This is a genomic window from Streptomyces sp. NBC_00096 (assembly GCF_045041305.1).
Taxonomy (GTDB): Bacteria; Actinomycetota; Actinomycetes; order Streptomycetales; family Streptomycetaceae; genus Streptomyces.
Window position 1 is genome coordinate 4,130,054 of the sequence record NZ_CP108221.1, and the last position, 25,158, is coordinate 4,155,211.

A 25,158-nucleotide genomic window follows, 5' to 3' on the forward strand; every position below is an offset into this window, starting at 1 on the left:
TGGACCGGGTGGATCGTGGCGGTCAGTTGGCGGCGGTTTCCGGGGTCCGGGCCGGGGCGTCGCTCTGACCGTCACGCTGCTCGACGACCAGCGAGGCCGCGGGCGCCACGGGCAGGGCCTTGAAGACCCAGGTCCGGTAGGACCAGAAGCGGAACACGGTGGCGATGCCGATGCCGGCGAACTTGAAGAAGTTCGAGGCCAGCGGCCCGTCCCAGTGGAAGCCGTAGGTGGCCGCGAACAGGATGCCGTTCTCGATCACCAGCCCGATCGCGCTGAACGCGATGAACAGGCCGACCTCACGGGTGCGCCCGGCCCCGGTCTGGTCGGCGCGGTCGCGGTAGGCGAAGTAGCGGAAGCCCAGGTAGTTCGTGACGATGGCGACCAGCGTCGCTATCACGCTCGCGCGCACCACCTGCAGGTCGGTGATGCTGCGGATCAGGTTGAAGACGCCCAGGTTGACCAGGACGCCCAGTCCGCCGACGGCCCCGAACTTGGCTATTTCGCGTACGAGCCCGCGCACGCGGTCGAGGATGGATCCGTTCTCCGGCTTGCTCATATGAGGCTTCAATCCTGTCCTTCGGGCCTCCGTATGAGGCTTCACGCGTTTACCGCTGCGCATCCATGCTAAGTGTCGCCCCGCTGGTACGTCTGCGCCTTCGGAGACCGTGCGACACACGGCACACCCACCGCCCCGGACGCCGCCTACCGGCCAGGGGCACGTCCGTATGGCGGAATACCGCCGGATACCCTGGTGGTGTGACGTTCCCGGTAGTCGGCATGGTCGGCGGCGGACAGCTCGCCCGCATGACCCACGAGGCGGGTATCCCCCTCGGCATCAGATTCAAGATCCTCAGTGACACCCCACAGGACTCGGCGGCCCAGGTCGTGAGCGACGTCGTCATCGGCGACTATCGCGATCTGGAGACCCTGCGCGCCTTCGCGCGCGGCTGTGACGTGATCACCTTCGACCACGAGCACGTGCCCATCGAGCACCTGCGGGCCCTGGAAGCGGACGGCATCCCCGTCCGCCCGGGGCCCGACGCGTTGGTGCACGCCGCGGACAAGGGGGTGATGCGCGCCAGGCTCGACGAGATCGGCGCGCCCAGCCCCCGCCACCGGATCGTGAGCGATCCGGCGGACGCGGCGGCCTTCGCCGAGGAGGTCGGCGGGTTCCCCGTCATCCTCAAGACGGTGCGGGGCGGGTACGACGGAAAGGGCGTGTGGTTCGTCCGCACGCCGGCGGACGCCGAGGCCCCGTTCAAGGCGGGCGTCCCGGTCCTGGCCGAGGAGAAGGTGGACTACGTCCGCGAGCTCGCGGCCAACATCGTGCGCTCCCCGCACGGCCAGGCGGTGGCCTACCCCGTCGTGGAATCCGTCCAGGTGGACGGGGTATGCGACACGGTGATCGCCCCCGCGCCGAACCTCTCCGAGGAGCTGGCCGGCGAGGCCCAGGCACTGGCCCTGCGCATCGCCAAGGAGCTCGGGGTCACCGGCCACCTGGCCGTGGAGCTCTTCGAGACCACCGACGGCCGGATCCTGGTCAACGAGCTGGCGATGCGCCCGCACAACAGCGGCCACTGGACCCAGGACGGTGCCATCACCTCCCAGTTCGCCAACCACGTACGGGCCGTCCTGGACCTCCCCCTCGGCGACCCGCGCCCGCGCGCCCGCTGGACGGTCATGGCGAACGTGCTCGGCGGGGACTACCCCGACATGTACGCGGCGTACCTGCACTGCATGGCGCACGACCCCCAGCTGAAGATCCACATGTACGGCAAGGACGTGAAACACGGCCGCAAGGTCGGCCACGTCAACACCTACGGCGACGATCTGGACGATGTGCTGGAGCGCGCACGTCACGCAGCCGGCTACCTCAGAGGAACCATCACCGAATGAGCACCTCCGCAACAGGCCCCGTCATCGGCATCGTCATGGGTTCGGACTCGGACTGGTCCGTCATGGAGGCCGCCGCCCAGGCCCTCGACGAGTTCGAGATCCCCTACGAGGTCGACGTGGTCTCCGCGCACCGGATGCCGCGCGAGATGATCGCGTACGGGGAGCAGGCCGCCGACCGCGGCCTGAAGGCGATCATCGCGGGCGCGGGCGGGGCCGCGGCCCTGCCCGGGATGCTCGCCTCGGTCACCCCCCTGCCGGTCATCGGCGTGCCGGTGCCGCTGAAGTACCTCGACGGCATGGACTCGCTGATGTCGATCGTCCAGATGCCCGCAGGGGTTCCCGTCGCCACCGTCTCCATCGCCGGCGCCCGCAATGCCGGTCTGCTGGCCGTACGGATGCTGGCCGCGCACGATCCGGAGCTGCTGGGCCGGATGAACGACTTCCTGCAGGACCTCAACGACCAGGCCACCGAGAAGGGCAAGCGGCTGCGTACGAAGGTCGCGGGCCAGGAGTCCTTCGGATTCGGCAAGTGACCCCCGGCAGCGGTACCGGCAGCGGTACGGACGTCACCGGCGCGGCCCGGTACCTGGACGCGGCGCGCGAGCTGCTCGCCGAGCACCCGGTCGTCGACGGGCACAACGACCTGCCCTGGGCGCTGCGCGAGACCGTGCGCTACGACCTGGACCGGCGGGACATCGGCCGCGACCAGAAGGGCCACCTGCACACCGACATCCCCCGGCTGCGGGCCGGCGGGGTGGGCGCGCAGTTCTGGTCGGTCTACGTGCGCTCCGACTACGCGGGCGACGACGCGGTCAGCGCCACCCTGGAGCAGATCGACGTCGTCGCCCAGCTGATCGACCGCTACCCGCGCGACCTGGTGCGGGCGCTGACGGCCGACGACATGGAGGCGGCCCGCGCCGGGGGCCGGATCGCCTCGCTTATGGGCGCCGAGGGCGGGCACTCCATCAACAACTCGCTCGCCACCCTGCGCGCCCTGCACCAGCTGGGCGTGCGGTACATGACGCTGACGCACAACGACACCATCGACTGGGCGGACTCGGCGACCGACGAGCCACGGCACGGCGGCCTGAGCGACTTCGGCCGCGAGGTCGTCCGCGAGATGAACCGCATCGGCATGCTCGTCGACCTCTCGCACGTCGCGGCGACGACGATGCGCGACGCGCTCGCGGTCTCGGCCGCGCCGGTGGTCTTCTCGCACTCCTCCGCCCGGGCGGTCTGCGACCACGTGCGCAACATCCCCGACGACGTGCTGGCGCTGCTGCCGGCCAACGGCGGGATCGCGATGGCCACCTTCGTGCCCAAGTTCATCCTCCCGGCGGCCGTCGAATGGACCCTGGCCGCCGACGAGAACCTGCGCGCGCACGGCCACCACCACCTCGACACCACCCCTGCGGCGATGGAACTGCACCGGGCGTTCGAGGCCGGGCGCCCGCGCCCGGTGGCCACGGCCGCCACGGTCGCCGACCACCTGGACCACATGCGCGAGGTGGCCGGGGTCGACCACATCGGCATCGGCGGGGACTACGACGGCACGGCCTTCACCCCGGCCGGTCTGGACGACGTGGCCGGGTACCCGAACCTGGTGGCCGAGCTGCTGGCCCGCCGCTGGTCCAGGGCCGACCTGGCCAAGCTGACCTGGTCGAACGCGGTACGCGTGCTGCGCGACGCCGAAGCGGTGGCGCGCGAGCAGTCGGCTTCCCGGGGCCCGTCCAACGCGGTGCTCCCGGCGCCCGCTCCCTCCTGACCGGCCCGCCCGGCGGATCCGGCGCATGGGGTGTGACCTGCCGGTTACACCCGAACGCCACATCCGCCGGGCGCCTCTGGTGTCCCACATGTCACGGTGGCAACAACTTCCCTGCTTCTCTCCCGCTGCCGCCGAGACCGGAGCGCATGCCATGGCCGACTTGCAGGATGAACCGCACACGAGCCCGGCGACCCCCGTGGGCCCCGGCTCCCTCGGAGCCGAGGACACCCCCGGCACCCCGCTGCAGGGCGCCCTGGAACGGGCCGCCGCACTGCTCAGCGTCCATCCCGTCGCGGATGGCTGCAACACCCTCGTCTGGACCCTGCGGACCAGTCCGTACCACGACATCGAGACCTCGGACACGGGCGTCGACACCGACATCCCGCGGCTGCGCGCCGGGGGAGTGGGCGCGCAGTTCTGGTCGCTGCTCACGCCGCGCGAGGCCGCGGTCGCCGACCAGGTGGTCTCCGACACCCTCGAACAGATCGACGTGGCGCTGGCCCTGATGCGCCGCTACCCCGACGGCCTCTGCCTCGCGCTGAGCGCCGACGACCTGGCGGACGCCCGCAATCGGGGCCGCATCGCCTCGTTCCTCGGCCCCGTGCCCGGCCGGACCCTGACGGATTCCCTCGGCGTGCTGCGCGCCTTCCACGCGCTGGGCGTACGCATCCTCGCGCCGGCCGGGGCCCCGTGGGCGATGGAGGGCCTCACTGCCTTCGGCCACGAGGTGGTCCGGGAGATGAACCTGCTGGCCATGCTGCTGGACCTCACCGGCTGCCCGCCGGCGGCGGCCTGCCAGCTCGCCGCGGCCTCCAAGGCGCCGGTGATCATCTCGCACACGGCGGCCGCCGCGCTCAATCCGCATCCGGCCAACGTCACCGATGAGGTGCTGCTCGCGCTGCGCGCGGCGAACGGCCTGGCGATGATCAGCTTCGACACCGCGCTCACGGGGGACTCCCTGCACGCGGTGGCGGACCACGTGGAGCACGTACGGGCCGTCGCGGGCCCGCACTGCGTGGGCCTGGGCGCCGGTTTCGGTGCCGAGCCGGGCATCCCGCGGCCGATGGGCCTGACCGATCCCTCGGGCTATCCGCGGCTCGTCGCGGAACTGCTGGAGCGGGGCTGGCCGGAGGCCGACCTGGCACTGCTGACCTGGGGCAACGCCCAGCGGGTGGTGCGCGACGCGGAGTTCACGGCCCGCGCCGCGCAGCACCGCAGGACGGCTTAGGCACCCGCCCGGGCACCGCCGGGCCGGGGCGCCGGCCCGCCGGTGCCGGCGCCGGTCACGGCCTAGACGCGCGCCGGAACCCCGGTCCCGGCCGGGACCGCCGGGGCGGCGGCGGGGCCGGGATCCGGCGGCGCGGTCACGCTCGCCCGCCACAGGCGGACGCAGGACAGGACGGCGGCCCAGGCCAGCAGGCCGTTGCGGACGCAGAGCAGGAGCGTGCCGAAGGCGGTGCCCGGGAGGATCTGCGAGCCGTACGTCAGCGGGTAGATCACCGTGCTGAGCGCGGTGGCGGCGACGATCAGCCAGGCGACCGGGCGCTGGGTGGTGTGCCGGCAGGTCAGGCAGACGGCCGCGAGGCCGACCAGCCAGATCAGGTACTGCGGGCTGAGGACGCGGCTGGTGATCGTGAACACCAGGATCGCGCAGAGCGCCGCGTCCAGCGGGGTCGCGGTCGACCAGCGCCGGGACTTCACGCGCCACAGCAGCAACCACGCGAACCCCACCAGCGTGAGCAGGACGGAGAGCAGGGCCACGCTGGAGACGTAGGGGCCCAGGTACTCGTAGGCGCCGTAGCGGACCTCGACCTTCCCGGACCAGGCGCCGATGAGCTTGCCGAGCATCAGGGCCGAGCCGCCGAGGGATTCGACCTGGATGCCGCGGTTGCCCTGGTTGCCCAGGAAGCCGAGGGTGTCGCGGAAGAACAGCGCGAGCACGGCTAGCAGCGCGGCCGAGGCCGCCAGGGCCGCCAGGACCGCGTCGCGGGTGGTCCGGCCGCGCGGGGTGCCGATCAGGGTGAGCAGCGGCCACACCTTGACCAGGGCGCCGACGCCGGCGAGGACGCCGCCGAGCTTGCGGCGGAAGCGCAGGCACAGCAGCGAGCCGACGGCGAGCAGGGTGACCTGGAGGTCGTAGCGGCCGAAGGGCAGCGACAGCAGCAGCGGCAGCGTGGTCAGCCACAGCACGGCGCCGGCCTTGCTGCCGTCGGGGCGGCGGGCGGCGCGGACCAGGCCGATGGCGATGAGCGCGTCGCAGACCACGGTCAGGGCGACGAAGGCCTGGAAGTAGCTGAAGAAGGGCAGCAGGTCGGGCGAGAGGAAGATGGCCGCCGCGGCCGGCGGGTACTGCCACATGACGTCGTTGTGCGGCATCGTCCCCGTGATGAGGACGTCGTACCAGTTGTTGTAGGTCTTGGTGATCTCCACCCGGACGGAGGAGGTGCCGCTGAGGTTCACGACGAGGAGGGAAACCATCAACGCCCGGGTGACCAGCCAGAACGCCGCCATGGCCAGATGACCGGCGCGCCCCCGCAGGGCCTCGTCGATGGAGCGGGCAGGAGGACTGCTCGTACTGGTCATCGGCGGTGAGTCTAGCTATCCGACGCTGACCGCTCGTCGAGCGGCGACAAAGAACCTGTAACGAGATACGGGGCCCTGTATTCCGCAACCTGCCGCGCGGGCGGTCCGGATCAGGCGCGCGGGCGGCCCATCGCGCGGTAGGTCCAGCCCGCGGCGCGCCAGCGCAGGGGGTCGAGGGCGTTGCGGCCGTCGAGGATCAGCCGGTCGGTGACGACCTCGCCGAGCGCGGCCGGGTCGAGGTCGCGGAACTCGCGCCATTCGGTGAGGTGGAGGACGACCTCGGCGCCGCGGGCGGCGGCGAGCGCGGAGTCGGCGTAGCCGAGGGTGGGGAAGACGCTGCGGGCGTTGGCCATGCCCTTCGGGTCGTAGACCGTCACCTGGCCGCCCTGGAGGTGAATCTGGCCGGCCACGTTCAGGGCGGGGGAGTCGCGCACGTCGTCGGAGTCCGGCTTGAAGGTGGCGCCGAGGACGGCCACGCGCTTGCCGAGGAAGGAGCCGCCGACCGCCTCGCGGGCGAGCTCGACCATGTGGCCGCGGCGGCGCATGTTGATGGAGTCGACCTCGCGGAGGAAGGTCAGGGCCTGGTCGGCGCCGAGCTCGCCGGCCCGCGCCATGAACGCCCGGATGTCCTTGGGCAGGCAGCCGCCGCCGAAGCCGATGCCCGCGCGCAGGAACTTCTTGCCGATGCGCTCGTCGTGGCCGATGGCCTCGGCGAGCTTGACCACGTCGCCGCCGGCGGCCTCGCAGACCTCGGCCATGGCGTTGATGAAGGAGATCTTCGTGGCGAGGAAGGAGTTGGCGGCGGTCTTGACGAGTTCGGCGGTGGGGAAGTCCGTGACGATCAGCGGGGTGCCCTCGCCCATGGGGGTCGCGTAGACCTCGCGCAGGAGCTTCTCGCCGCGTTCGCCCTGGACGCCGACGACGATCCGGTCGGGGTGCAGGGTGTCCTGGACGGCGAAGCCCTCGCGCAGGAACTCCGGGTTCCAGGCCAGTTCGACCTCGTCGCCGGCCGGGGCGAGCGCCGTCAGCTTCGCGGCGAGGCGCTCGGCGGAGCCGACGGGCACGGTGGACTTGCCGACGACCAGGGCGGGGCGGGTCAGGTGCGGGGCCAGCGACTCCATCGCGGAGTCGACGTAACTCATGTCACACGCGTACTCGCCGTGCTTCTGCGGGGTGTTCACGCAGACGAAGTGGACGTCGCCGAAGGCGCCGACCTCCTCCCAGGAGGTGGTGAAGCGCAGCCGTCCGGTGGAGCCCGGCAGTCCGGCCACATGGGCGGCCAGCAGCTCCTCCAGCCCGGGTTCGTACATGGGCACGCGGCCCGAGGCCAGCATGGCGATCTTCTCCGGCACCACGTCCAGCCCGAGCACCTCGAACCCCAGCTCCGCCATCGCCGCGGCATGCGTCGCGCCGAGGTATCCGGTGCCGATCACGGTGATCTTGAGGGGGGCCATACGTGCTCCTGGAGGTGCGGGGCCGTTTACGGCCACTGAGCATAGTCGGGCCGGTCAGAGGGGACGCTCCGCGAGAACGCCGCGTGAACACCGCCGGTGCCCGGGCTGTCACGCAGCTCACGTGCGCGCTACGTACCGCTGCCGGGGCGCCGGACACTAAGATTGGGTTACTTAACGGTAGTTAGCATCGCGCACCACTTGGGGAGTGAGACATCTTGGCGGGTTCTGCCGACTTCGACCTGTACCGTCCGGCCGAGGAGCACGACATGCTCCGCGAGTCCGTCCGTGCGCTCGCCGAGGCGAAGATCATGCCCTTCGCCGCCGCGGTCGACGAGGAGTCCCGCTTCCCGCAGGAGGCCCTCGACGCCCTGGTCGCCAGCGACCTGCACGCCGTGCACGTGCCCGAGACCTACGGCGGTGCGGGCGCCGACGCGCTCGCCACCGTGATCGTGATCGAGGAAGTGGCCCGCGTCTGCGCCTCCTCCTCCCTCATCCCGGCCGTCAACAAGCTCGGCTCCCTCCCGGTGATCCTCTCCGGCTCCGAGGAGCTCAAGGCGAAGTACCTCGGCCCGCTGGCCACGGGCGACGCGATGTTCTCGTACGCGCTCTCCGAGCCGGACGCGGGCTCCGACGCCGCCGGCATGAAGACCCGCGCCGTACGCGACGGGGACTTCTGGGTCCTCAACGGCGTCAAGCGCTGGATCACCAACGCGGGCGTCTCCGAGTACTACACGGTCATGGCCGTCACCGACCCCGAGAAGCGCTCCAAGGGCATCAGCGCCTTCGTCGTGGAGAAGGGCGACGAGGGCGTCTCCTTCGGCGCCCCGGAGAAGAAGCTCGGCATCAAGGGCTCCCCGACCCGCGAGGTCTACCTCGACAACGTGCGCATCCCCGCCGACCGCATGATCGGCGCCGAGGGCACCGGATTCGCCACCGCGATGAAGACCCTCGACCACACCCGCATCACCATCGCCGCCCAGGCGCTCGGCATCGCGCAGGGCGCCCTGGACTACGCCAAGGGCTACGTCCAGGAGCGCAAGCAGTTCGGCAAGCCGATCGGCGACTTCCAGGGCGTCCAGTTCATGCTCGCCGACATGGCCATGAAGATCGAGGCCGCCCGCCAGCTGACCTACGCCGCCGCCGCCCGCTCGGAGCGCGTCTCCGCCGGAGGCGCCCACGAGGACCTCACCTTCTTCGGCGCCGCCGCCAAGTGCTTCGCCTCCGACGTGGCCATGGAGGTCACCACCGACGCGGTCCAGCTGCTCGGCGGCTACGGCTACACCCGCGACTACCCGGTGGAGCGCATGATGCGCGACGCGAAGATCACCCAGATCTACGAGGGCACCAACCAGGTCCAGCGCATCGTCATGGCGCGGAACCTCCCGTAACCACCCCGCGCCGCGCGCACCGAGGCCCCCGGCAGCTGCCGGGGGCCTCGGTGCGCGCGCCGGGGCGGCGGGCCCCCGGGGTGTGATGGCTTACCTTCGGTGATTCCGCTTCTCCGCGTGGGCTAAATTTGAACCTTCGTACGCCGGAAACTGTTCGGGGAGAAGAAATGACGGAAGCGATCCTGCTGGTCGGTGGGCAGGGGACGCGTCTGCGCCCCGTTACGGTCAACACCCCCAAGCCGATGGTCCCGGCCGCCGGTGTGCCGTTCCTCGCCCACCAGATAGCCAGGGCCGCCGCCGCGGGCGTGACCCACGTGGTCATGGCCACGTGCTACCTGGCCGAGGTGTTCGAGCCCTACTTCGGCGACGGATCCGCCTTCGGCCTCACCCTCGAGTACGTCGTCGAGGACGAGCCGCTCGGCACCGGCGGCGCCATCCGCAACGCCGCGCAGCGGCTGACCGGCGGCCCCGACTCCCCGGTCCTCGTCTTCAACGGCGACATCCTGACCGGCCTGGACATAGCCGGCCTGGTCGAGTCCCACCGGACGGCCGACGCCGACGTCTCCCTGCACCTCGTGCGGGTCGAGGACCCCCGCGCGTTCGGCCTGGTGCCCACCGACTCCGACGGACGGGTGCTGGCCTTCACCGAGAAGCCGCAGACCCCCGAAGAGATCATCACCGACCAGATCAACGCCGGCTGCTACGTCTTCCGCCGCAGCGTGATCGACTCCATTCCCGCCGGCCGGCCGGTCTCCGTCGAGCGCGAGACCTTCCCCGGCCTGCTCGCCTCCGGTGCCAGGCTGCACGGAGTCACCGAGGACACCTACTGGCTGGACCTCGGCAAGCCCGAGTCCTTCGTCCAGGCCTCCGCGGACCTCGTCCGCGGCGTCGTCTCCTCCCCGGCCGTCCCCGGCCCCCGCGGCGAGGCCCTGGTCCTCCCCGGCGCACTGGTCGCCGACGGCGCGAAACTGACAGGCGGTACCGTGGTGGGCGCCGGAGCCCGGATCGAGGCGGGAGCCGTCGTCCGGGGTTCCATCGTGCTGGACGGTGCGACCGTCGGTCCGGACACGCATGTCAACGCCAGCCTCATCGGTGCCGGCGCCCATGTGGGAGCGCGCACCGTCCTGGACGGAGCGGTCATCGGTGACGGCGCCGTCGTGGGCGCCGACAATGAACTCCGCGCGGGCGTCAGGGTGTGGTGCGAGGCCGAAGTACCGGCCGGGGCAGTCCGCTTCTCCTCCGACCGCTGACCAACTTCAGTCTTCTGTGAGGCATTGACCCTGTGACAGGCGAACAGCAAACCCCCCGCGCGACCGACGTCGCGTCCACGAAGCTTCCCGACACCTGGGCGCACACGCCGCTCACCGTGGTGATGCCCACGTACAACGAGGCGGGCAACCTCCCGGGCATGGTCGAGCTCCTGATGGGCCTCGACCAGCCGGGCCTGCGCCTGCTCGTCGTCGACGACTCCTCGCCCGACGGCACCGGCAAGATCGCCGACGAGCTCGCGGAGGGTCACCTCACCGCGGACGGCAAGCCCCGCATGTCCGTCCTGCACCGCACCGCCAAGGACGGCCTCGGCCGCGCCTACGCGGCCGGCATGGCCAAGGCCGTCGAGGACGGCGCCCAGTACGTGCTCCAGATGGACGCGGACGGCTCCCACCCGGCCGGCAAGATCGCCGAGATGCTGGGCGTGGCCCTGTCCACCGGCGCCGGTCTCGTCGTCGGCAGCCGCTACGTTCCCGGCGGCACCCTGTCCGAGGCCTGGGGCGCGCACCGCAAGCTGCTCTCCCGCTGGGCCAACGCCTACGCGAGCACCATCCTGGGCACCCGCGTGCGCGACATCACGGGCGGCTTCAACCTGTGGAGCGCCGAGGCGCTGACCGCGATAGACCTGGCCTCGGTCGGCAGCGCGGGCTACAGCTTCCAGGTGGAGATGAAGTTCAAGGCCCTGCGCCGCGGCTTCCAGGTGATGGAGGTCCCGATCCACTTCGAGGACCGCACCGTCGGTGAATCCAAGATGAACTTCGCGGTCCAGCTGGAATCGATCGCCATGCCGTGGAAGCTGCGCGCCCGCGCCGGCAAGCGCTGACCCGCACGCGGTACCAAGCACGACCTGCGGAATACGGAAAAGGGGCACCCCCTCGGGGGTGCCCCTTTTCCGTGGGCCTCTTCCGCGGACCGCTCACTGCCCCCGGACGGTGACCTTCTCGTCGTTCTGGATCTGCTTGACCAGCTGCTGCACCTTCGCCTTGTCCCAGACGAGGTTGCCGCCGCGCTGCCCCGAGATCGGCATGTTCATGGAGACGCCGTCACCACTACTGATGCCCTTCATCGCGAAGAACATCGACCCCATGTCCCACAGCGACATGTCCTTGTCCACGATCAGCGTGTCCAGGCCCGCGCCCAGCATCGGGTACAGCGAGAAGGGGTTGAGGATCGTCGACGGGGTCGCCGCCTGGCTCGCCAGCGCCGACAGGAACTTCTGCTGGTTCTTCGTCCGCTGCAGGTCCGACTCGGCGAAGGCGTAGCGGGTGCGCACGTAGGCCAGCGACTGCTCGCCGTTGAGGGTCTGGGTGCCCTCCTTGAAGTCGGCCCCGGACTTCTCGTCCTTGAACCCCTTCTCGATGTTCAGCTCCACCCCGCCCAGCGCGTCCACGATGTTCGCGAAGCCGGCGAACCCGATCTCCGCGTAGTGGTCGATGCGCAGGCCGGTGTTGAACTCCACCGTCCGCACCAGCAGCTCCGGGCCGTCCTCGGCGTACGCCGCGTTCAGCTTGGTCCGCTTGCCCGTGCCCGCGAACTTCTTGCCCGACTCCGAGCCGACGAAGGACGGGATCTCCACGTCCGAGTCGCGCGGCAGCGAGATCATCGTGTTCCCGCTCGAGCACTTCGCCAGGATCATCATCGAGTCGGTCCGCTTGCCCTCGGCCGAGCCCGTGTGGAGCTTCTTCTTCTCCTCGTCGGACATGCCCTCGCGGCTGTCGGAGCCCACGATCAGGTAGGTCGTGCAGTCGCCCTCCTTCGGGCGCTCGATGACCTTGGAGAGGTCGACCTCGCGGCGCACGTTGGAGTCGGCCCAGAAGTACGTGCCCACGCCCGTCACCAGCAGGCCCGAGACCAGCACGATCGACCCGATCTTGATCCGCCTGCGCCAGTCCGGGGCCGGTCCCGCCGGTCGCGCCGGTCCGCCCGGGCCACCCGTACCGCGCCCGCGCGGCCCGGCGGGCGGCTGCGCGCTGCCGTGCCCGCCGCCGTAGACCTGGCCGGTGTTGTAACCGCTGTCGTACGAGCCGTCCTGCTGCCCGGGCACGTACGCGGGCCGGCCCGGACCGCCGGGCCCGGCCGGCTGCTCGGCCGGGCGGCGCGGAGGCTGCTGCGGCTGCGGCGGCTGCTGCCGGGACGCCTGGGGGCCGGGCCGCTGGACGTGCCGCATCCGCTGCGCGCCTTCCGGCTGCGCCTGCTCGCTGCCGCGTCCGTACCCGTCATCGCGGCGGCCGCGCCCGCTCTGCTCGCCGCTCCACCCGTCCCAGTCGCTCATGTGCCAAGAATGCCTGGCCGGGCGTGTCGCGGAACAGCCCGGAAGGGCATCGTTCCGGTCCTGTTGCAGAGCTGATGCCCGCGCACCGCACTTAAGGTGGCCGTATGACAGAGATACCGGGCGAGCTGCTCGGAAAGCCGATCTCGGCTTCCCGCACCACCCTCAGCCACATCATGACCGCGAACGACACCAACCTCCTCGGTACCGTGCACGGCGGCGTGATCATGAAGCTGGTGGACGACGCGGCCGGCGCCGTGGCCGGCCGCCACTCCGGAGGCCCGGCGGTCACCGCGTCCATGGACGAGATGGCCTTCCTCGCGCCGGTCCGCGTGGGCGACCTCGTCCACGTGAAGGCCCAGTGCAACTGGACCGGCCGCTCCTCCATGGAGATCGGCGTACGCGTCCTCGCGGAGCGGTGGAACGAGTCCACCCCCGCCACCCAGGTCGGCAGCGCCTACCTCGTCTTCACGGCCGTCGACTCCGAGGGCAAGCCCCGTACGGTCCCGCCCGTCCTGCCGGAGACCGAACAGGACGAGCGGCGCAACCAGGAGGCCCAGATCCGCCGCACCCACCGCCTCGCCCGCCGCCGGGCGATCATGGCGCTGCGCGAGGAGCGGACGGCCCAGGGCTTCGACGGCGATCTCTGAGCCGCCGCGCGGCTCCCGCGGGCCGCCCGCGCACTGAGTTCTGCCTCACTCCTGGATTCGGGCGCCTGGTCTCGCCACGGGCCCCGCGTAGACTGATCAGCCGACGTTCGGCTTGGCTCGGCTCACCGGGCGGATCGACGTGGCCCTCGAACCGGCTCTGCTGCGGAGAAACTCCTCTATGTCGACGGTAATACCGCCCCATTCGGCGCCGGGCACCAACGCGCCCCACGTCCCGCACCCCCAGGCGGCACCCGCGCCGGGCGGTGGCGGTCGGCGCGCGCGGCTGCGGGCCCTGGACGGCCTGCGCCTGGTGGCCGCGCTCATGGTGGTCGCCTTCCACTGGACCGGCGTCAACCGCATGTCCGACGTCTGGGACGGCGTCCCGCAGAAGCTCATGCCGGACCTGCACCGCTTCACCGCGTACGGCTTCCTCGGCGTCCAGCTCTTCTTCCTGATCAGCGGCTTCGTCATCTGCATGTCCTGCTGGGGCAAGACCCCCCGCCAGTACTTCACGTCCCGCGTCGTGCGGCTCATGCCCGCCTACTGGGTCGCGATCATCCTGACGACGCTCGTGCTGAACTACGCGGCCTCGGCCCGCGACCGCCACGTCAGCAAGACCGAAGTGCTCTCCAACTTCACGATGCTCCAGCAGCCGCTGGGCGTCTCCGAGGTGGACCCCGCCTACTGGACCCTCTGGGTCGAGCTGCGCTTCTACCTGCTGTTCGCCGTCGTCGTGGCGCTCGGGGTCACCTACCGCCGCGTGGTGGCCTTCTGCGGGATCTGGATGGTCCTCGCGGTGGTCGCCGGCAAGGCGGACAGTGCCCTGCTGAACATGTTCGTGATGCCGGAGTACGCCGCGTACTTCATCGCCGGCGTGGCCATGTTCCTGATCTACCGCTTCGGCGCGAACTGGCTGCTGCTGGGCATCGTCGGGTTCTCCTGGCTGGTGGCGCAGCACATGCTGCTGGGCACGAAGGCCAGTTACCAGTACGGCGTCATGCACGAGCTGAGCTGGAACGTGATGGTCGCCTTCTCCCTCGTGGCCTTCGGCGTGATGCTCGCCGTGTCCCTGGGAGCCTTCGACCGGATCCAGTGGAAGTGGCTGACCGTCGCGGGCGCGCTCACCTACCCCGTCTACCTGCTGCACCAGGAGATCGGCTTCGCCCTGATCCACTGGGGCCGCGGGCACGGCATCGCCATCAAGGTGATCCTGCCCGCCGCGCTCGCCATCGTGCTCCTGCTCGCGTGGATCGTGCACCGGTACGCCGAGCGGCCGCTGTCGGCGCTCCTGAAGCGGATGCTCGACGCACCCGGCCTCAGGCTGCCGAAATCCGACCCACCCGTACGGGACCGGCAGGCGGAGCGCGAGCGCAAGGCGATGGACACGGCCGGTACCGCCCGATGACCACCAGCACCCGACGCGCCACCCCCGGCGGTACCACCCCCGCGGCGTCCTCCGGTGACGGAGCACGCGCCGGCTCCCGGCCCTCCCGCCGGCTCGACTGGCTGTGGGCCGCCGCGCTGACCTTCGTGGTCGCCGTCGTGGGCAGCGGCACCCCGCTGCTGTGGCGCGACGAGCTCGCCAGCTGGAACGCGGCCGTCCGCAGCACCGGCGACCTGATCGGCATGCTGGGCCACGTCGACGCCGTCTCCGGCCTCTACTACCTGCTGCTGCACGCCTGGATCTCCGTCTTCGGCGACTCCGAGGCCATGCTGCGGATGCCCTCGGCCATCGCCATGGCCGGAGCAGCCGCCTTCGCCGTGCTGACCGCCCGCACGGCGTTCGACCGCCGCACCGCCGTCTTCACCGGCCTGCTCTTCGCCCTGCTCCCGTCCGTCACCCGGTACGGACAGGAAGCCCGCTCGTACGCCTTCGTGGTGCTCGCGGTCACCGCCGCGACCTGGCTGCTGCTGCGGGCCCTGGACCGGTCCTCCCCGGCCCGCTGGGCACCGTACGCCGTCGCGGTGGCGGCGGCCGGGCTGTTCCACATCGTCTCGCTGCTGTTCCTGCTGCCGCACGCGCTGATCGTGCTCCTGCGCTGGTGGAGCGACCTGCGCGGGCGCACCCTCGTGGCCTTCGCGGTGACGACGGCGCTGGCCCTGGTCCCGGTGGTTCCGCTGGTGCTGCTGGGGCAGCGCCAGGTGGGCCGGCAGATCAGCTGGATCAAGACCCCGCACCTGCGCAGCATCGCGGACGTGTGGAACGCGCTGTTCGGCTCCCCGCTCATCGCGCTCGCCGTCATCGGGCTGGCCATGCTCCCGCTCGCGTGGCCCCGCGGCCGCCGGCGGGCGCTGGAGCTCCTGCTCGTCGGCGCGGTCCCGATCCTGGCGGACTGGGTGGTCTCCCAGGGCAGCACCTCGTACTTCATGGACCGCTACCTGCTCTTCACGATGCCCGCGTGGGTGGTCCTCGCCGCCGCCGGCCTGGCGGCCCTGCGGCCCCGCCCGCTCGGCGTGGCCGGCCTGGCCGCGGTGATCCTCCTCGGCCTCCCCGACCAGCGTCAGATCCGCACGGAGCAGGTCAAGAACGGCGTGCAGGGCGAAGAGGCCGCGCAGATCATCGCCAAGGGCTACCGCCCCGGCGACGGCTTCGTTCCGGTCCGCGGCAACGACAGCGTGTACATGGTCGACTTCCAGGTCGAGTACGCCCTGCCGGACCGGGTCAAGCTGCGCGACGTGTTCGCGGAGCGCTCGGGGGTGGCCAACGACGACCTGTTCCCGGTGGAGTGCAAGCAGGCCGAACAGTGCCTCGGCACCACCCAGCGCATCTGGGTGGTCACCTGGAGCGGTACGGCGAACCCGTACCACAAGCTCCCGAAGGACCAGGCCGCCGCGCTGGAGAAGCACTACAAGGTGGTCCAGACGACCAAGACGCACGGCTTCCAGGTCACCCTGGTCGAGCGCGTCCGCTAGCGCGCCGGGCACACCGCGCGGGGGACGGGGCGACGGGCCGGTCCGGGCCGGGTGGGGGCGGGGTCACTTCCCGCACACCACCTGGTCACCGGTGACCACACCGAACTCGCCCTGGTACGGGTCCTCCGCGCGGACCGCCACCACCTTGCGGTAGTCCGCGCCCGCGATCACCACCACGGTCCGCCCCTGCCCCGGCACGGCCCGCATCTCGCTGCCGGGCAGCGCGGTGGAGACCGTACGGGCCGACCGGTCCCAGCGCGGGTCGTACGTGATCACCGTGCGCTTGACCTCCCGGCTCGCGCCGTTCCCCGGAGCACGGGTGGTGTCGAAACCGGTGGCGCGCAGCGCCGAGTCCACCCGGGTGCCCAGGCCGTCGATCCGGGTGCCGTTCTCCACCTGCACCCGCACCTGCTGCGGGGCCACGTCCACCGGCACCGCCGGCTGCTGGTGCGCGGGCCGGCCGGGAGCCGGGGCCAGGGCCATCGGCCGGTCCTCGCGCAGGGCCTCGAAGAGCTTCGCGGCCTTCCCCTCGTCCCATTTCACGGTGGAGCCGAGGCCCTTGACCGGGAAGGAGGGGTTGCCGACGGGCACGGAGGCGAACTCCGAGGAGGACGGGGTGAAGTCCCGCATCGCCTGTCCGAGCGCCAGCATCTGCTCCGAGCCGAAACCCTTGTCGGCCCGCACCGAGCCCAGCAGGGTGGAGCTGACCTCCTTGAACTTGACGGGGTTGAGCAGCACCCCGCCGCCGGTGGCCTGCTTGATCAGGGCGGCGATGAACCGCTGCTGGCGCTGCATCCGGCCCAGGTCCGAGGCCCCGTCGACATGGCGCGAGCGCACGTACTGCAGGGCCTGGCCGCCGCTCAGCCGGTGGGTGCCGGGGAGCAGGTCGAGCCCCGTGTTGGGGTCGTGCATGGTCTTGGCGGTGCAGATCTCCACGCCGCCCATCGCGTCGACCGTCTTCATGAAGCTGGTGAAGTCGACCTCCAGGTAGTGGTCGATCTTCACGCGGGTCATGTTCTCCACGGTGCGCACGGTCAGATTGGGCCCGCCCTCGGCGTACGCGGCGTTGAGCTTCACCGGGTGGGGCCCGTGCTGCTTCCCGTCGGCCTCGTCCAGGTGCGCGGGCAGCTCCACGTAGCTGTCGCGGGGGAGGCTGATCACGCTGGCCCGGGCCCGGTCCGCCGAGAGGTGGACCAGCATGACGGTGTCGGTGCAGTGGCAGGGCGCACCGCCGAGCCGGTACTCGCGCTTCTCCTCGGCGGTGATCTTGTCGCGGCCGTCGGTGCCGACGAGCAGGAAGTTCACCCCGTGCCCGGCCTGCGGGCGGTTCTTCATGTCCTTGAAGGGGTCCACCCGCTGGATCCCGGTGTCCAGCCCGGTCATCACGGCGTGCCCGACGGCCCCGGAGCCCAGGACGGCCACCGACAGGACGGCTGCGAGCCGGACCCCCCAGCGCGGTCTGTCCGCCCGGCGCCTGACCTGACCGTCGGCCCGCGGCGCGCGCTGCGACGGCCGGGCGGGCAGGGCGGGTCGGGTGGGACGGTGCGGCTGGGGCACGGGGGACACCTCGCACGTTCGGCTGATTCTTCAGAACAGTAGGTCCATACGATCAGCCTCTGTCCGTACTGCTCATCCGCCGCGCACCCGGGTCCCCCGTACGCGGTAACGTGACACCGATACCCGACCTTGAAGGACCACATGCCCGCCCAGCAGCCCGCAGTTTCGGTGATCATGCCGGTACTCAACGAGGAGCGCCACCTGCGCGACTCGGTCCGCCACATCCTCGGACAGGAGTACGGGGGTGAGATGGAGGTGGTGATCGCGCTCGGGCCGTCCACGGACCGCACCGACGAGATCGCCGCCGAACTCGTACGCGAGACGGCGTCCAGTGAACGAGCCCGGGTCCGCACCGTGCCGAACCCGACCGGCCGCACGCCCGCCGCCCTCAACGCGGCCATCCAGGCCTCGAGCCACCCGATCGTGGTGCGCGTGGACGGCCACGGCATGCTCTCCCCCAACTACATCGCCACCGCGGTCCGCCTCCTGGAGGAGACCGGGGCGCAGAACGTCGGCGGCATCATGCACGCCGAGGGCGAGAACGCCTGGGAGGACGCCGTCGCCGCCGCGATGACCTCGAAGATCGGCGTCGGCAACGCGGCCTTCCACACCGGCGGCAAGGCCGGCCCGGCCGAGACCGTCTACCTCGGTGTGTTCCGCCGCGAGGCCCTGGAGGCCGCCGGCGGGTACAACGTGGAGTTCATCCGCGCCCAGGACTGGGAGCTGAACTTCCGCATCCGCGAGGCCGGCGGACTCATCTGGTTCTCGCCGGAGCTGAAGGTCCAGTACCGTCCGCGGCCCTCCGTGCGGGCGCTCGCCAAGCAGTACAAGGACTACGGGCGCTGGCGCCACGTGGTGTCCCGCTACCACGCGGGCTCCATCAACCTGCGCTACCTCGCCCCGCCGGCCGCCGTCTGCGCGATCGCCGCCGGCCTGGTCGTCGGCGCGGCCGTCACCCCGTGGGCCTTCGCGGTCCCGGCCGGCTACCTCGCGGCGATCACCGCCGGGTCGGTCCCGGCCGGCAAGGGCCTCTCGCTCAAGGCCCGTGCGCAGATCCCCGTCGCCCTGGCGACCATGCACATGTGCTGGGGCTTCGGCTTCCTGACCAGCCCGCGCTCGCTGGCCGCCAAGGTCATCGCGAGCCGCCGCCCGTCGGTGCGCCGGGACCCCGCCGAGCTCTGAGCCGCCGCGGGCGCGCAGCCCCGTACGCACGCGAAAGGGGTGACCCGGTCCGCTGAGGACCGGGTCACCCCTTTCGCATTCCGTACGGCACCGGGTGGTGGTGCCGCGTCAGTTCACCAGCGGTACGGCCCGTACACGTCCATGCAGCCGGTGTCCGAGCCGTTGAGCACGTCGGCGCTCTCCGGGACCGCGCCGGCCTCGGGCGCGGCCTGCTGCGGGAAGACGTTCCCCTCCCGCCAGTCCGCACCCACCACGACGGTGATCGCGGACACCGCGGAGGACTTCTGCACGGAGGTGGCGGGAACCCCGAGCGCCGCCGCCACGCCCTGCGCGTCGGCCGCCTGGGCGTCCGTGGCGTAGCGGACGAGCGTGGTCTTCTCCGGGGTGAGCGTGTTCTCCGCCCTGGCCTGGGTGAAGCCCTTGGAGACCAGCTGTCCGGCGATGGCCGTGGCCCGCTTGCCCACCGGAGCCGCACCGACGCCCGTGCCGTTGACCACGTGCACGGCGATCTTCGCCGGGTCCGCGGGCGGGGCCGTGGAGGGCCCGGTGGCCGGCGCCGACGGGGAACTGCCGGGCTGGCCGCTCTGGGCCGGGGCGGCCGGGTCGCCGTTGGCGTCCAGGGCGACGTCCTTGCGGAGCATCGTCCACATCTTTTCGGCGTCCGTGTTGTTGATGACCAGCCGGTCCTTGTCGGACGGAGCCTGCAGCACCGGGATCGTGGCCATCGTGATGCGGTTGACCGGTACGTCCTTGAGCGTGAGGCTGAGGTCGAGGAGCTTCTTGACCGACCCGATCTCCTCCGAGACCTTCAGCGCCTTCGTCGCCGCCTCCGCCAGGTTCGTGAGCCGGGGGAGGTCGGTGAAGGCGTTCTGGCTCTTGAGCCCGCGCATCATCGAGTTCATGTACATGTGCTGCGCCTTGGCCCGGCCGAGGTCACTGCCGAAGGCGTGCCGGGTGCGCAGCCACTGCAGGGCCTGCTGGCCCTGCACCTTGGTGGTGCCCGCCTTCAGCTTGAGGCCGGAACCGCCCGTCCCCGAGCCCGGCTTCGACGTGTCGAAGACGTTCTGGTTGACGCAGACGTCGACGCCGCCGATGGCGTCGGCCATGCTCACGACACCGGTGAAGTCGATCATCATCCAGTGGTCGATGTAGACGTTGGTCAGCTTCTCCCAGGTGGCCAGGGTGCATCCGGGACCCCCGCGCGCGAGGCTCTCGTTGATCATCGTCCTGGTGGCTTTGAACTTCTCGCCCGACTTGGGATCGGTGCATTCCGGTATGTCCACGAGGGTGTCGCGGGGAACGGAGGTGACCGAGGCGTTCTTCCGGTCGGCGGATATGTGGATCAGCATCTGCACGTCGGCCCGAGCTTGGGCGCCGATCATGTCCCAGCCCCCGCCGAGTTCCGCGTTCGCCTCGTCGCGGGCGTCGGAGCCGAGCATCAGGATGTTGATCGGGCGCCGGCCCGCGGCGTCCGCCTCGGTCCTGGCGACCCCGCTGTCACCGCTCAGGCGCTGGCCGCTGCGGATGTTGGCGTTGAGGTGGCGGTAGTAGAGGTAGCCGGCCGCCGCCGTGCCGAGTATGAGCAGCGCCACGATGGAGGCGGTCCAGCGCAGTACGCGCCGCCGCCCGCGCCGGTTCGGCCGCCGGCCGTTCCCGCTCCCGCGCCCGCCGTCGCCACCGCCGCCGCGGTGGCGGCTGGAGCCGGACCGCGGTGGGGGTACGACGCCGTTCCCCGTCGGGCTGCTGCCGGATATGCCGTCACCGACATGCCCCTGCGCCCCCTCCCCCTGCACGCTGCTGCGCTTCACTCGTCCCCCTCAAGATCAATCCGTGTCGGTATTCTGCCGGTCCGACGTGCGCCCGATGGTCATCGGGCTGCCGTGGACGGCCGGGCGGCCCCTCTGCCGGTCCCTGTGACGCTCTCCCAGACGTTCTCCGTGCCGATCCCTCAGCCGGTCACTTGGCGCAGATCGATTTGTCCGCCTCGACCCGCTGTACCCCCTCGGGGGCCTTCAGCGGAGCGGACAGGGAGACCCCCGCCCCCTTGAAGTCCGCGCCGAGCGTCAGCTTCATCGGAGTCTTCGGCCCGGCGTCGGCCGTGCCCACCTTCAGCGCCGTCGCGGGCAGCCCCATCATGTCCGCCAACGCCCGTGCCTGGTCGGCCTGGTTGGGCGCGTACTCCAGCTGCGTGGTGTCCACCTTGGCGGGCGCGTTGCCCAGGTTGGTGGACTTGGGCACCCCCTTGGTGTTCTGCAGCCAGGTCAGCGTGCCGGACGCGGATCCGGCCGGGCCGCCGCCGTTGTAGACGTCCACCCGGACGTCCTTGGCCGCCGCCCGCTGGCCCTGCAGCAGTGCGTCCTGCTTGGCCTTCGCGTCGGCGTCGGCCGCGTCCTTGGCGGCCTGCTCCTTCTGCTCGACCTCCGTGAGCGAGACGTCGCCCCGGATCATCTGCAGCAGCGGATCGGCCTGCGACGGATTGACCACGACGGTGGATTTGATCTTCTCCGCCGGATTGTCGAGCACGGGAAGTGTGGTGAAGGTGATGTTCTTGAGGTCTATGCCCTTCAATTCACCGGCAAGATCGGTGAGTTTGGCGATCGACCCTATCCCCGAGTCCACGCTCAGCGACTTCGTCGCCGCCTCCGCGAGGGAGAAGAACTTCTGCGGACTCGTCAGCGTCTCCTTCGACTTCATCTCGCGCATCATCGAACTCAGGAACTGCTGCTGGGTCTTGATCCGGTCGAGGTCGCTCTCGTTGCCGAAGGCGTGCCGGGTGCGCACGAAGGCCAGCGCCTGCTCGCCCTGCAGCCGGTGCTCGCCCGCCGTCAGCTTGAGCTTGGAGTCCTTGTCGTCGACGTTCTTCTGCACGCAGACCGGCACCCCGCCGACCGCCGTGCTCAGGTTCTTCACCGCGTTGAAGTCGGCCATCATGAAGTGGTCGACCTGGATCCCGGTGAGCTCCTTGACCGTGCGCATCGTGCAGCCGGGGTCGCGGCCCGCCTGCCCGAGGCTGGTGTTGAAGCGGACCCCGTGCTCGCCGGCGATGGTCTTCGTCGAGCCGTCCGGCTGCTTCGTCGGACAGGCCGGCACGGTGGTGATCAGGTCGCGCGGGATGGACAGCGCCGTGGCGTTGGAACGGTCCTTCGAGACGTGGAAGAGGATCGTGGTGTCCGCGTGGCCGACGCTGCCGGCGTCCCCGTACCCCTCGTTGCCGGCGCCGCTGCGCTTGTCCGTGCCGATCACCAGGATGTTGATCGGCTGGTCCTTCTTGAAGCCGCCGCTCGTGCCGGCGTCGCCGACGTCGGTGACCTTGAGGTTGCCGTTCAGGTGGTCGTAGTAGAGGTACGCGGCCACCGAGCCGCCGACCAGCAGGAGGGCCAGCGTCCCGCCGGTGACGACCAGGGCCTTCTTGCGGCGTCCGTCGCCCCCCTTGCGGGAGCGTCCGCCCCTGCGGCCACCGCCGGGCGGAGAACCGTCACCGCGCCGCGGCCCGGGGACCCCGGGGGACGGGGTGGCGGGGGATCCGGGAGCGGTGGGGGCCCTGCGGGCGGACGCGGGGGGCGCCGCGGACGCGGTCCGCCGCCCCGGCGACGGTTGCGCAGCGGAATCTTCCAGTCGCAGCTCGTAGTTGCCGGTGCGGGGGTTGAGTACCCACTGGTCTGCGGGGTCGATCTCGTCGGCCCGGCCACGGCTTTGCGCATCCACGGTTTGCTCGAATCCTCCGTCGGTGCTTCGCGACGCGCCTCCCCCGGGCGCACGGTCAACGATCCGGCTGCTGGCACACGGCCTCTGTGCTGGCCGGGCGCCGGATCGCTCACCTTATCCGGACAGGTTCGCCGCAAACCATGCTGGTGATGAATTCCACGCTCTTACAACGGGGCAATCGCCCCAACAAGCTCGGCCCGAGCACCGGCTTTTGGGATTGCTTTACCGGCAATCGGCCACACCGGCCGTGGTGCCGGTAAAGGTGGGGACGGGTGCGGAGGGCTCCGCGGTTCCCGGACGGTCCGTCCGCGGCGCGGCCGTGGAGCCGTCCTCGGAGGCCTCCCCGGCAGCCCCCCCGGCCGACTCCGGGTCCGTGTCGGCGGCGGGAACGGCGGCGGGCACGGGGGCGGGCGGGGCGATGGTGAGCGGCTGGTCCGCCCGCAGCCGCTGGAAGAGCTGGCTCGCGCCCGGCTCCCGCAGCTCGTCCCGGTTGGGGTTGGCGGCGTACGGCTCGCGCGGCACCGTGAGGAACTTGATCTGGTCGGTCGGAATGTCCCGTACGCCCCGGACCAGTTCGTACAGCCCCCGCAGCGAGGCCAGCCCCGGGTCTGTGGTCACCGAGGAGGTCGCCGCGTCCAGCAGCGGATACAGCCGCGCCGGGTTCAGCAGCACCCCGTTGCTCTGCACCTTCTTCACCAGCGACCCGAGGAAGAGCTGCTGGCGCTCCATCCGCTCGGTGTCGCTGCCGTTGCCCAGGCTGTAGCGCGCCCGTACGAAGCCCAGCGCCTGCTCGCCCTGCAAGGTCTGCCGGCCGGCCGGCAGCTTCAGCTTGGCCTCCACGTCGTCCACCGGCCGCTTGAGGCAGACCTCCACCCCACCGATGGCGTCCACCATCTTCTTGAACCCGCTGAAGTCCAGCAGCATGTGGTGATCGATCCGGATCCCGGTCAGCGCCTCCACCGTACGGATCGTGCAGGCGGCCCCGCCCCATTCGAAGGCCCAGTTGAACTGGGCGAACTGCTCCGTGGTGCGCGTGCCGTCCTGCTTCAGGCACGCGGGCACCCGCGCCATCAGATCCCGGGGTATCGACACCGCGGTCGCGCTCTTCCGGTCCGCCGGCAGGTGCAGCAGGATCGTGGTGTCCGAGCGCTGGGTGCCGCCGTCCTGCCCGTAGCGGGAGTTGCCCGCGCCGCTGCGCGAGTCCGAGCCGATCAGCAGGATGTTCTGCGCGCCCCCCGCCAGGTGGGCCGGGCGCTCCTTGTCGTAGCGCCGCAGCTCGGCGGCGGCCGAGGTGTCCTCGCTGATGTTCCCGTCGAGCTTGGAGTAGACCCACCAGCCGGTGGCCGCCCCGAGCAGGACCAGCAGGACCGCCCCGAGCCCGATCCAGCGCAGCAGACGGCGCCGGCTGCGGCCGCTCGGAGGCTTTTCGGTGCCCCCGGCCGCATCGGTGCCGCCCGGTATGCCCGCGCTGTCCCTCACTGGAGTTCCGTCCCCTCACCCGTCCAGGTACGGGCCGTACGGGTGAGTACGGCCTGTGCCGATCGTGCCCCCGGGTGACCGGTGCGGCCCGGGGGCACGCCCCTGTATAGGGCCATGTGGGTGACAAATAGCCGATATCCGGCATTGGGCGGTGTGGGTGACGGCCGTATTAGGCGGTGTGGGTGACGCGCTCGCTCTCGATCCGCTGCGCCAGCGCCTCCGGCGACAGCCCCCCGGCGTTGCGGCACAGCACCACGGAGCCGCCGGTGGCCAGGGCCGCGTAGAGCCCGGCCGAGAGCCCCTCCCAGCTGTCGTAGCCCAGGCGCGACAGCACGCGCGAACCCTCGCCGAGGCCGCGCTTCGCCGCGTCCTCGCGGGCCCGCTCGCAGATCCCGGCGTACGAGAGCTGCTCGCCGCCGACCACCAGGCCCGGGCGGTCCGCGTCCACGGGCTGGAAGGGCGCGAACCGGTCGCCCTGCCCCGGCACCTCCACGGCGTAGTCGGCGAACCCGGCCGGCGGCTGCGGGAAGCGCCCGCCCAGCGGCCGCAGCGCGAGGGCCACCCGCTCGCCGGAGCACGCGGCGGCCGCGTCCAGGGTGTCCGGCCCGCTCACGACCAGGTCCGCGGCGGCCGGATCCCCGCCCACGTCGGCGACGACCCCGACCGAGGCGCAGGCGAGCAGCCACACGGCGCTCTGCCAGTGGGCGGGGAGCAGCAGGGCGAGCCGGTCGCCGGGTTCCGCGCCCAGGTCGCCCTGGAGCAGATTGGCGGTCTTGGCCACCCAATTGGCGAAGGTGGCGACGGACAATTCGACGCGCTCGCCCGTGGAGTCGTCGTAGAAGGTGACGAGCGGGCGGCCGGGATCAGCGGCGAGCGCGGATCGCAGCAGGTCGGCAGGGGTGCGGTCAGTGGCGTTCACGGATCAGAGCCTACGCGGGGCGGGGCGGGCCCCTCCTCCGTACGGCGGCAGTGCGGTCCCCCGTACGGGGGAGGGGTATCGGCGCATCGAACCGACGATGCGTCAGTTTTCGGATGGCGCCCGCCACCG

20 protein-coding genes are annotated in these 25,158 nt (G+C 71.3%); 11 read left to right on the forward strand and 9 right to left on the reverse strand.

Features of this window, described 5'->3' with window-relative positions; all coding sequences use genetic code 11:
* Positions 1–22: 22 nt before the first annotated feature.
* A complete protein-coding gene (locus OG904_RS18175; RefSeq protein WP_405492202.1) occupies positions 23–556 on the reverse strand; it encodes a GtrA family protein in 534 nt (177 codons plus the stop codon).
* Positions 557–756: 200 nt separating this feature from the next.
* Here OG904_RS18175 and OG904_RS18180 point away from each other — a divergent pair, with 200 nt between their 5' ends.
* The 4 genes from OG904_RS18180 (at position 757) to OG904_RS18195 (ending at position 4,889) form a co-directional block, all read left to right on the forward strand.
* Positions 757–1,896, forward strand: coding sequence for a 5-(carboxyamino)imidazole ribonucleotide synthase (locus OG904_RS18180; protein WP_405492204.1), 1,140 nt, complete (start codon positions 757–759; stop codon positions 1,894–1,896).
* Entirely contained in the window at positions 1,893–2,429 is a 537-nt protein-coding gene (gene purE / locus OG904_RS18185) for a 5-(carboxyamino)imidazole ribonucleotide mutase (RefSeq protein ID WP_405492206.1), read from the forward strand. Before OG904_RS18180 ends, purE begins: the two co-directional genes overlap by 4 nt.
* Before the next feature lie 53 nt (positions 2,430–2,482).
* Positions 2,483–3,661, forward strand: a complete 1,179-nt coding sequence (locus tag OG904_RS18190; RefSeq protein WP_405498102.1) for a dipeptidase — start codon at positions 2,483–2,485, stop codon at positions 3,659–3,661.
* Positions 3,662–3,812: 151 nt separating this feature from the next.
* Positions 3,813–4,889, forward strand: a complete 1,077-nt coding sequence (locus OG904_RS18195; protein WP_405492208.1) for a membrane dipeptidase — start codon at positions 3,813–3,815, stop codon at positions 4,887–4,889.
* 62 nt (positions 4,890–4,951) lie between these two features.
* On the opposite strand, the gene OG904_RS18200 is transcribed toward OG904_RS18195, so the two are convergent.
* The gene (locus OG904_RS18200) at positions 4,952–6,244 is read right to left on the reverse strand and encodes a glycosyltransferase 87 family protein (protein ID WP_405492210.1); all 1,293 of its coding nucleotides are present in this window, start codon (positions 6,242–6,244) and stop codon (positions 4,952–4,954) included.
* A 110-nt stretch (positions 6,245–6,354) separates the two neighbouring features.
* Entirely contained in the window at positions 6,355–7,698 is a 1,344-nt protein-coding gene (locus OG904_RS18205; protein WP_405492212.1) for a UDP-glucose dehydrogenase family protein, read from the reverse strand.
* Between the two features lie 215 nt (positions 7,699–7,913).
* Here OG904_RS18205 and OG904_RS18210 point away from each other — a divergent pair, with 215 nt between their 5' ends.
* The 3 genes from OG904_RS18210 (at position 7,914) to OG904_RS18220 (ending at position 11,178) form a co-directional block, all read left to right on the forward strand.
* Positions 7,914–9,086 carry an acyl-CoA dehydrogenase family protein gene (locus OG904_RS18210; RefSeq protein WP_405492214.1) on the forward strand — a complete coding sequence of 391 codons (1,173 nt, stop codon included), beginning with the start codon at positions 7,914–7,916 and terminating at the stop codon, positions 9,084–9,086.
* Positions 9,087–9,253: 167 nt separating this feature from the next.
* Positions 9,254–10,336: a sugar phosphate nucleotidyltransferase gene (locus OG904_RS18215; protein WP_405492216.1), complete on the forward strand. Its 1,083-nt coding sequence runs from the start codon at positions 9,254–9,256 to the stop codon at positions 10,334–10,336.
* Positions 10,337–10,368: 32 nt separating this feature from the next.
* Positions 10,369–11,178 (forward strand): polyprenol monophosphomannose synthase, encoded by an 810-nt coding sequence (locus OG904_RS18220; RefSeq protein WP_405492218.1) that lies wholly within the window; start codon positions 10,369–10,371, stop codon positions 11,176–11,178.
* 93 nt (positions 11,179–11,271) lie between these two features.
* Here OG904_RS18220 and OG904_RS18225 read toward each other — a convergent pair whose 3' ends face one another.
* Positions 11,272–12,627 carry an LCP family protein gene (locus tag OG904_RS18225; protein WP_405492220.1) on the reverse strand — a complete coding sequence of 452 codons (1,356 nt, stop codon included), beginning with the start codon at positions 12,625–12,627 and terminating at the stop codon, positions 11,272–11,274.
* A gap of 104 nt (positions 12,628–12,731) precedes the next feature.
* Here OG904_RS18225 and OG904_RS18230 point away from each other — a divergent pair, with 104 nt between their 5' ends.
* The 3 genes from OG904_RS18230 (at position 12,732) to OG904_RS18240 (ending at position 16,187) form a co-directional block, all read left to right on the forward strand.
* Positions 12,732–13,274 (forward strand): acyl-CoA thioesterase, encoded by a 543-nt coding sequence (locus OG904_RS18230; RefSeq protein ID WP_405492222.1) that lies wholly within the window; start codon positions 12,732–12,734, stop codon positions 13,272–13,274.
* Between the two features lie 178 nt (positions 13,275–13,452).
* Positions 13,453–14,679 carry an acyltransferase family protein gene (locus OG904_RS18235; RefSeq protein ID WP_405492224.1) on the forward strand — a complete coding sequence of 409 codons (1,227 nt, stop codon included), beginning with the start codon at positions 13,453–13,455 and terminating at the stop codon, positions 14,677–14,679.
* On the forward strand, positions 14,676–16,187 hold the full coding sequence (locus OG904_RS18240) for a glycosyltransferase family 39 protein (RefSeq protein ID WP_405492226.1): 1,512 nt from the start codon (positions 14,676–14,678) through the stop codon (positions 16,185–16,187). The genes OG904_RS18235 and OG904_RS18240 overlap by 4 nt, the downstream gene beginning before the upstream one ends.
* 63 nt (positions 16,188–16,250) lie before the next feature.
* Here OG904_RS18240 and OG904_RS18245 read toward each other — a convergent pair whose 3' ends face one another.
* On the reverse strand, positions 16,251–17,744 hold the full coding sequence (locus tag OG904_RS18245) for an LCP family protein (protein ID WP_405492228.1): 1,494 nt from the start codon (positions 17,742–17,744) through the stop codon (positions 16,251–16,253).
* Between the two features lie 141 nt (positions 17,745–17,885).
* On the opposite strand from OG904_RS18245, the gene OG904_RS18250 reads away from it, so the two are divergent.
* The gene (locus OG904_RS18250) at positions 17,886–18,926 is read left to right on the forward strand and encodes a glycosyltransferase family 2 protein (RefSeq protein ID WP_405492230.1); all 1,041 of its coding nucleotides are present in this window, start codon (positions 17,886–17,888) and stop codon (positions 18,924–18,926) included.
* Positions 18,927–19,039: 113 nt separating this feature from the next.
* On the opposite strand, the gene OG904_RS18255 is transcribed toward OG904_RS18250, so the two are convergent.
* From OG904_RS18255 to OG904_RS18270, 4 genes are all read right to left on the reverse strand, one after another.
* Entirely contained in the window at positions 19,040–20,734 is a 1,695-nt protein-coding gene (locus OG904_RS18255; protein WP_405492232.1) for an LCP family protein, read from the reverse strand.
* 148 nt (positions 20,735–20,882) lie between these two features.
* Positions 20,883–22,631, reverse strand: a complete 1,749-nt coding sequence (locus OG904_RS18260; RefSeq protein ID WP_405492234.1) for an LCP family protein — start codon at positions 22,629–22,631, stop codon at positions 20,883–20,885.
* 222 nt (positions 22,632–22,853) lie between these two features.
* The gene (locus OG904_RS18265; RefSeq protein WP_405492236.1) at positions 22,854–24,110 is read right to left on the reverse strand and encodes an LCP family protein; all 1,257 of its coding nucleotides are present in this window, start codon (positions 24,108–24,110) and stop codon (positions 22,854–22,856) included.
* A gap of 169 nt (positions 24,111–24,279) precedes the next feature.
* A complete protein-coding gene (locus OG904_RS18270) occupies positions 24,280–25,029 on the reverse strand; it encodes a TIGR03089 family protein (RefSeq protein ID WP_405492238.1) in 750 nt (249 codons plus the stop codon).
* Positions 25,030–25,158 lie beyond the last annotated feature (129 nt).

Bases quoted from the DNA above. Each gene is read 5' to 3' on its own strand.
- OG904_RS18195 (WP_405492208.1), top strand. From the start codon at position 3,813: ATGGCCGACTTGCAGGATGAACCGCACACGAGCCCGGCGACCCCCGTG.
- OG904_RS18235 (WP_405492224.1), top strand. From the start codon at position 13,453: ATGTCGACGGTAATACCGCCCCATTCGGCGCCGGGCACCAACGCGCCC.
- OG904_RS18215 (WP_405492216.1), top strand. From the start codon at position 9,254: ATGACGGAAGCGATCCTGCTGGTCGGTGGGCAGGGGACGCGTCTGCGC.
- purE (WP_405492206.1), top strand. From the start codon at position 1,893: ATGAGCACCTCCGCAACAGGCCCCGTCATCGGCATCGTCATGGGTTCG.
- OG904_RS18205 (WP_405492212.1), bottom strand. From the start codon at position 7,698: ATGGCCCCCCTCAAGATCACCGTGATCGGCACCGGATACCTCGGCGCG.
- OG904_RS18250 (WP_405492230.1), top strand. From the start codon at position 17,886: ATGCCCGCCCAGCAGCCCGCAGTTTCGGTGATCATGCCGGTACTCAAC.
- OG904_RS18200 (WP_405492210.1), bottom strand. From the start codon at position 6,244: ATGACCAGTACGAGCAGTCCTCCTGCCCGCTCCATCGACGAGGCCCTG.
- OG904_RS18225 (WP_405492220.1), bottom strand. From the start codon at position 12,627: ATGAGCGACTGGGACGGGTGGAGCGGCGAGCAGAGCGGGCGCGGCCGC.
- OG904_RS18230 (WP_405492222.1), top strand. From the start codon at position 12,732: ATGACAGAGATACCGGGCGAGCTGCTCGGAAAGCCGATCTCGGCTTCC.
- OG904_RS18240 (WP_405492226.1), top strand. From the start codon at position 14,676: ATGACCACCAGCACCCGACGCGCCACCCCCGGCGGTACCACCCCCGCG.
- OG904_RS18175 (WP_405492202.1), bottom strand. From the start codon at position 556: ATGAGCAAGCCGGAGAACGGATCCATCCTCGACCGCGTGCGCGGGCTC.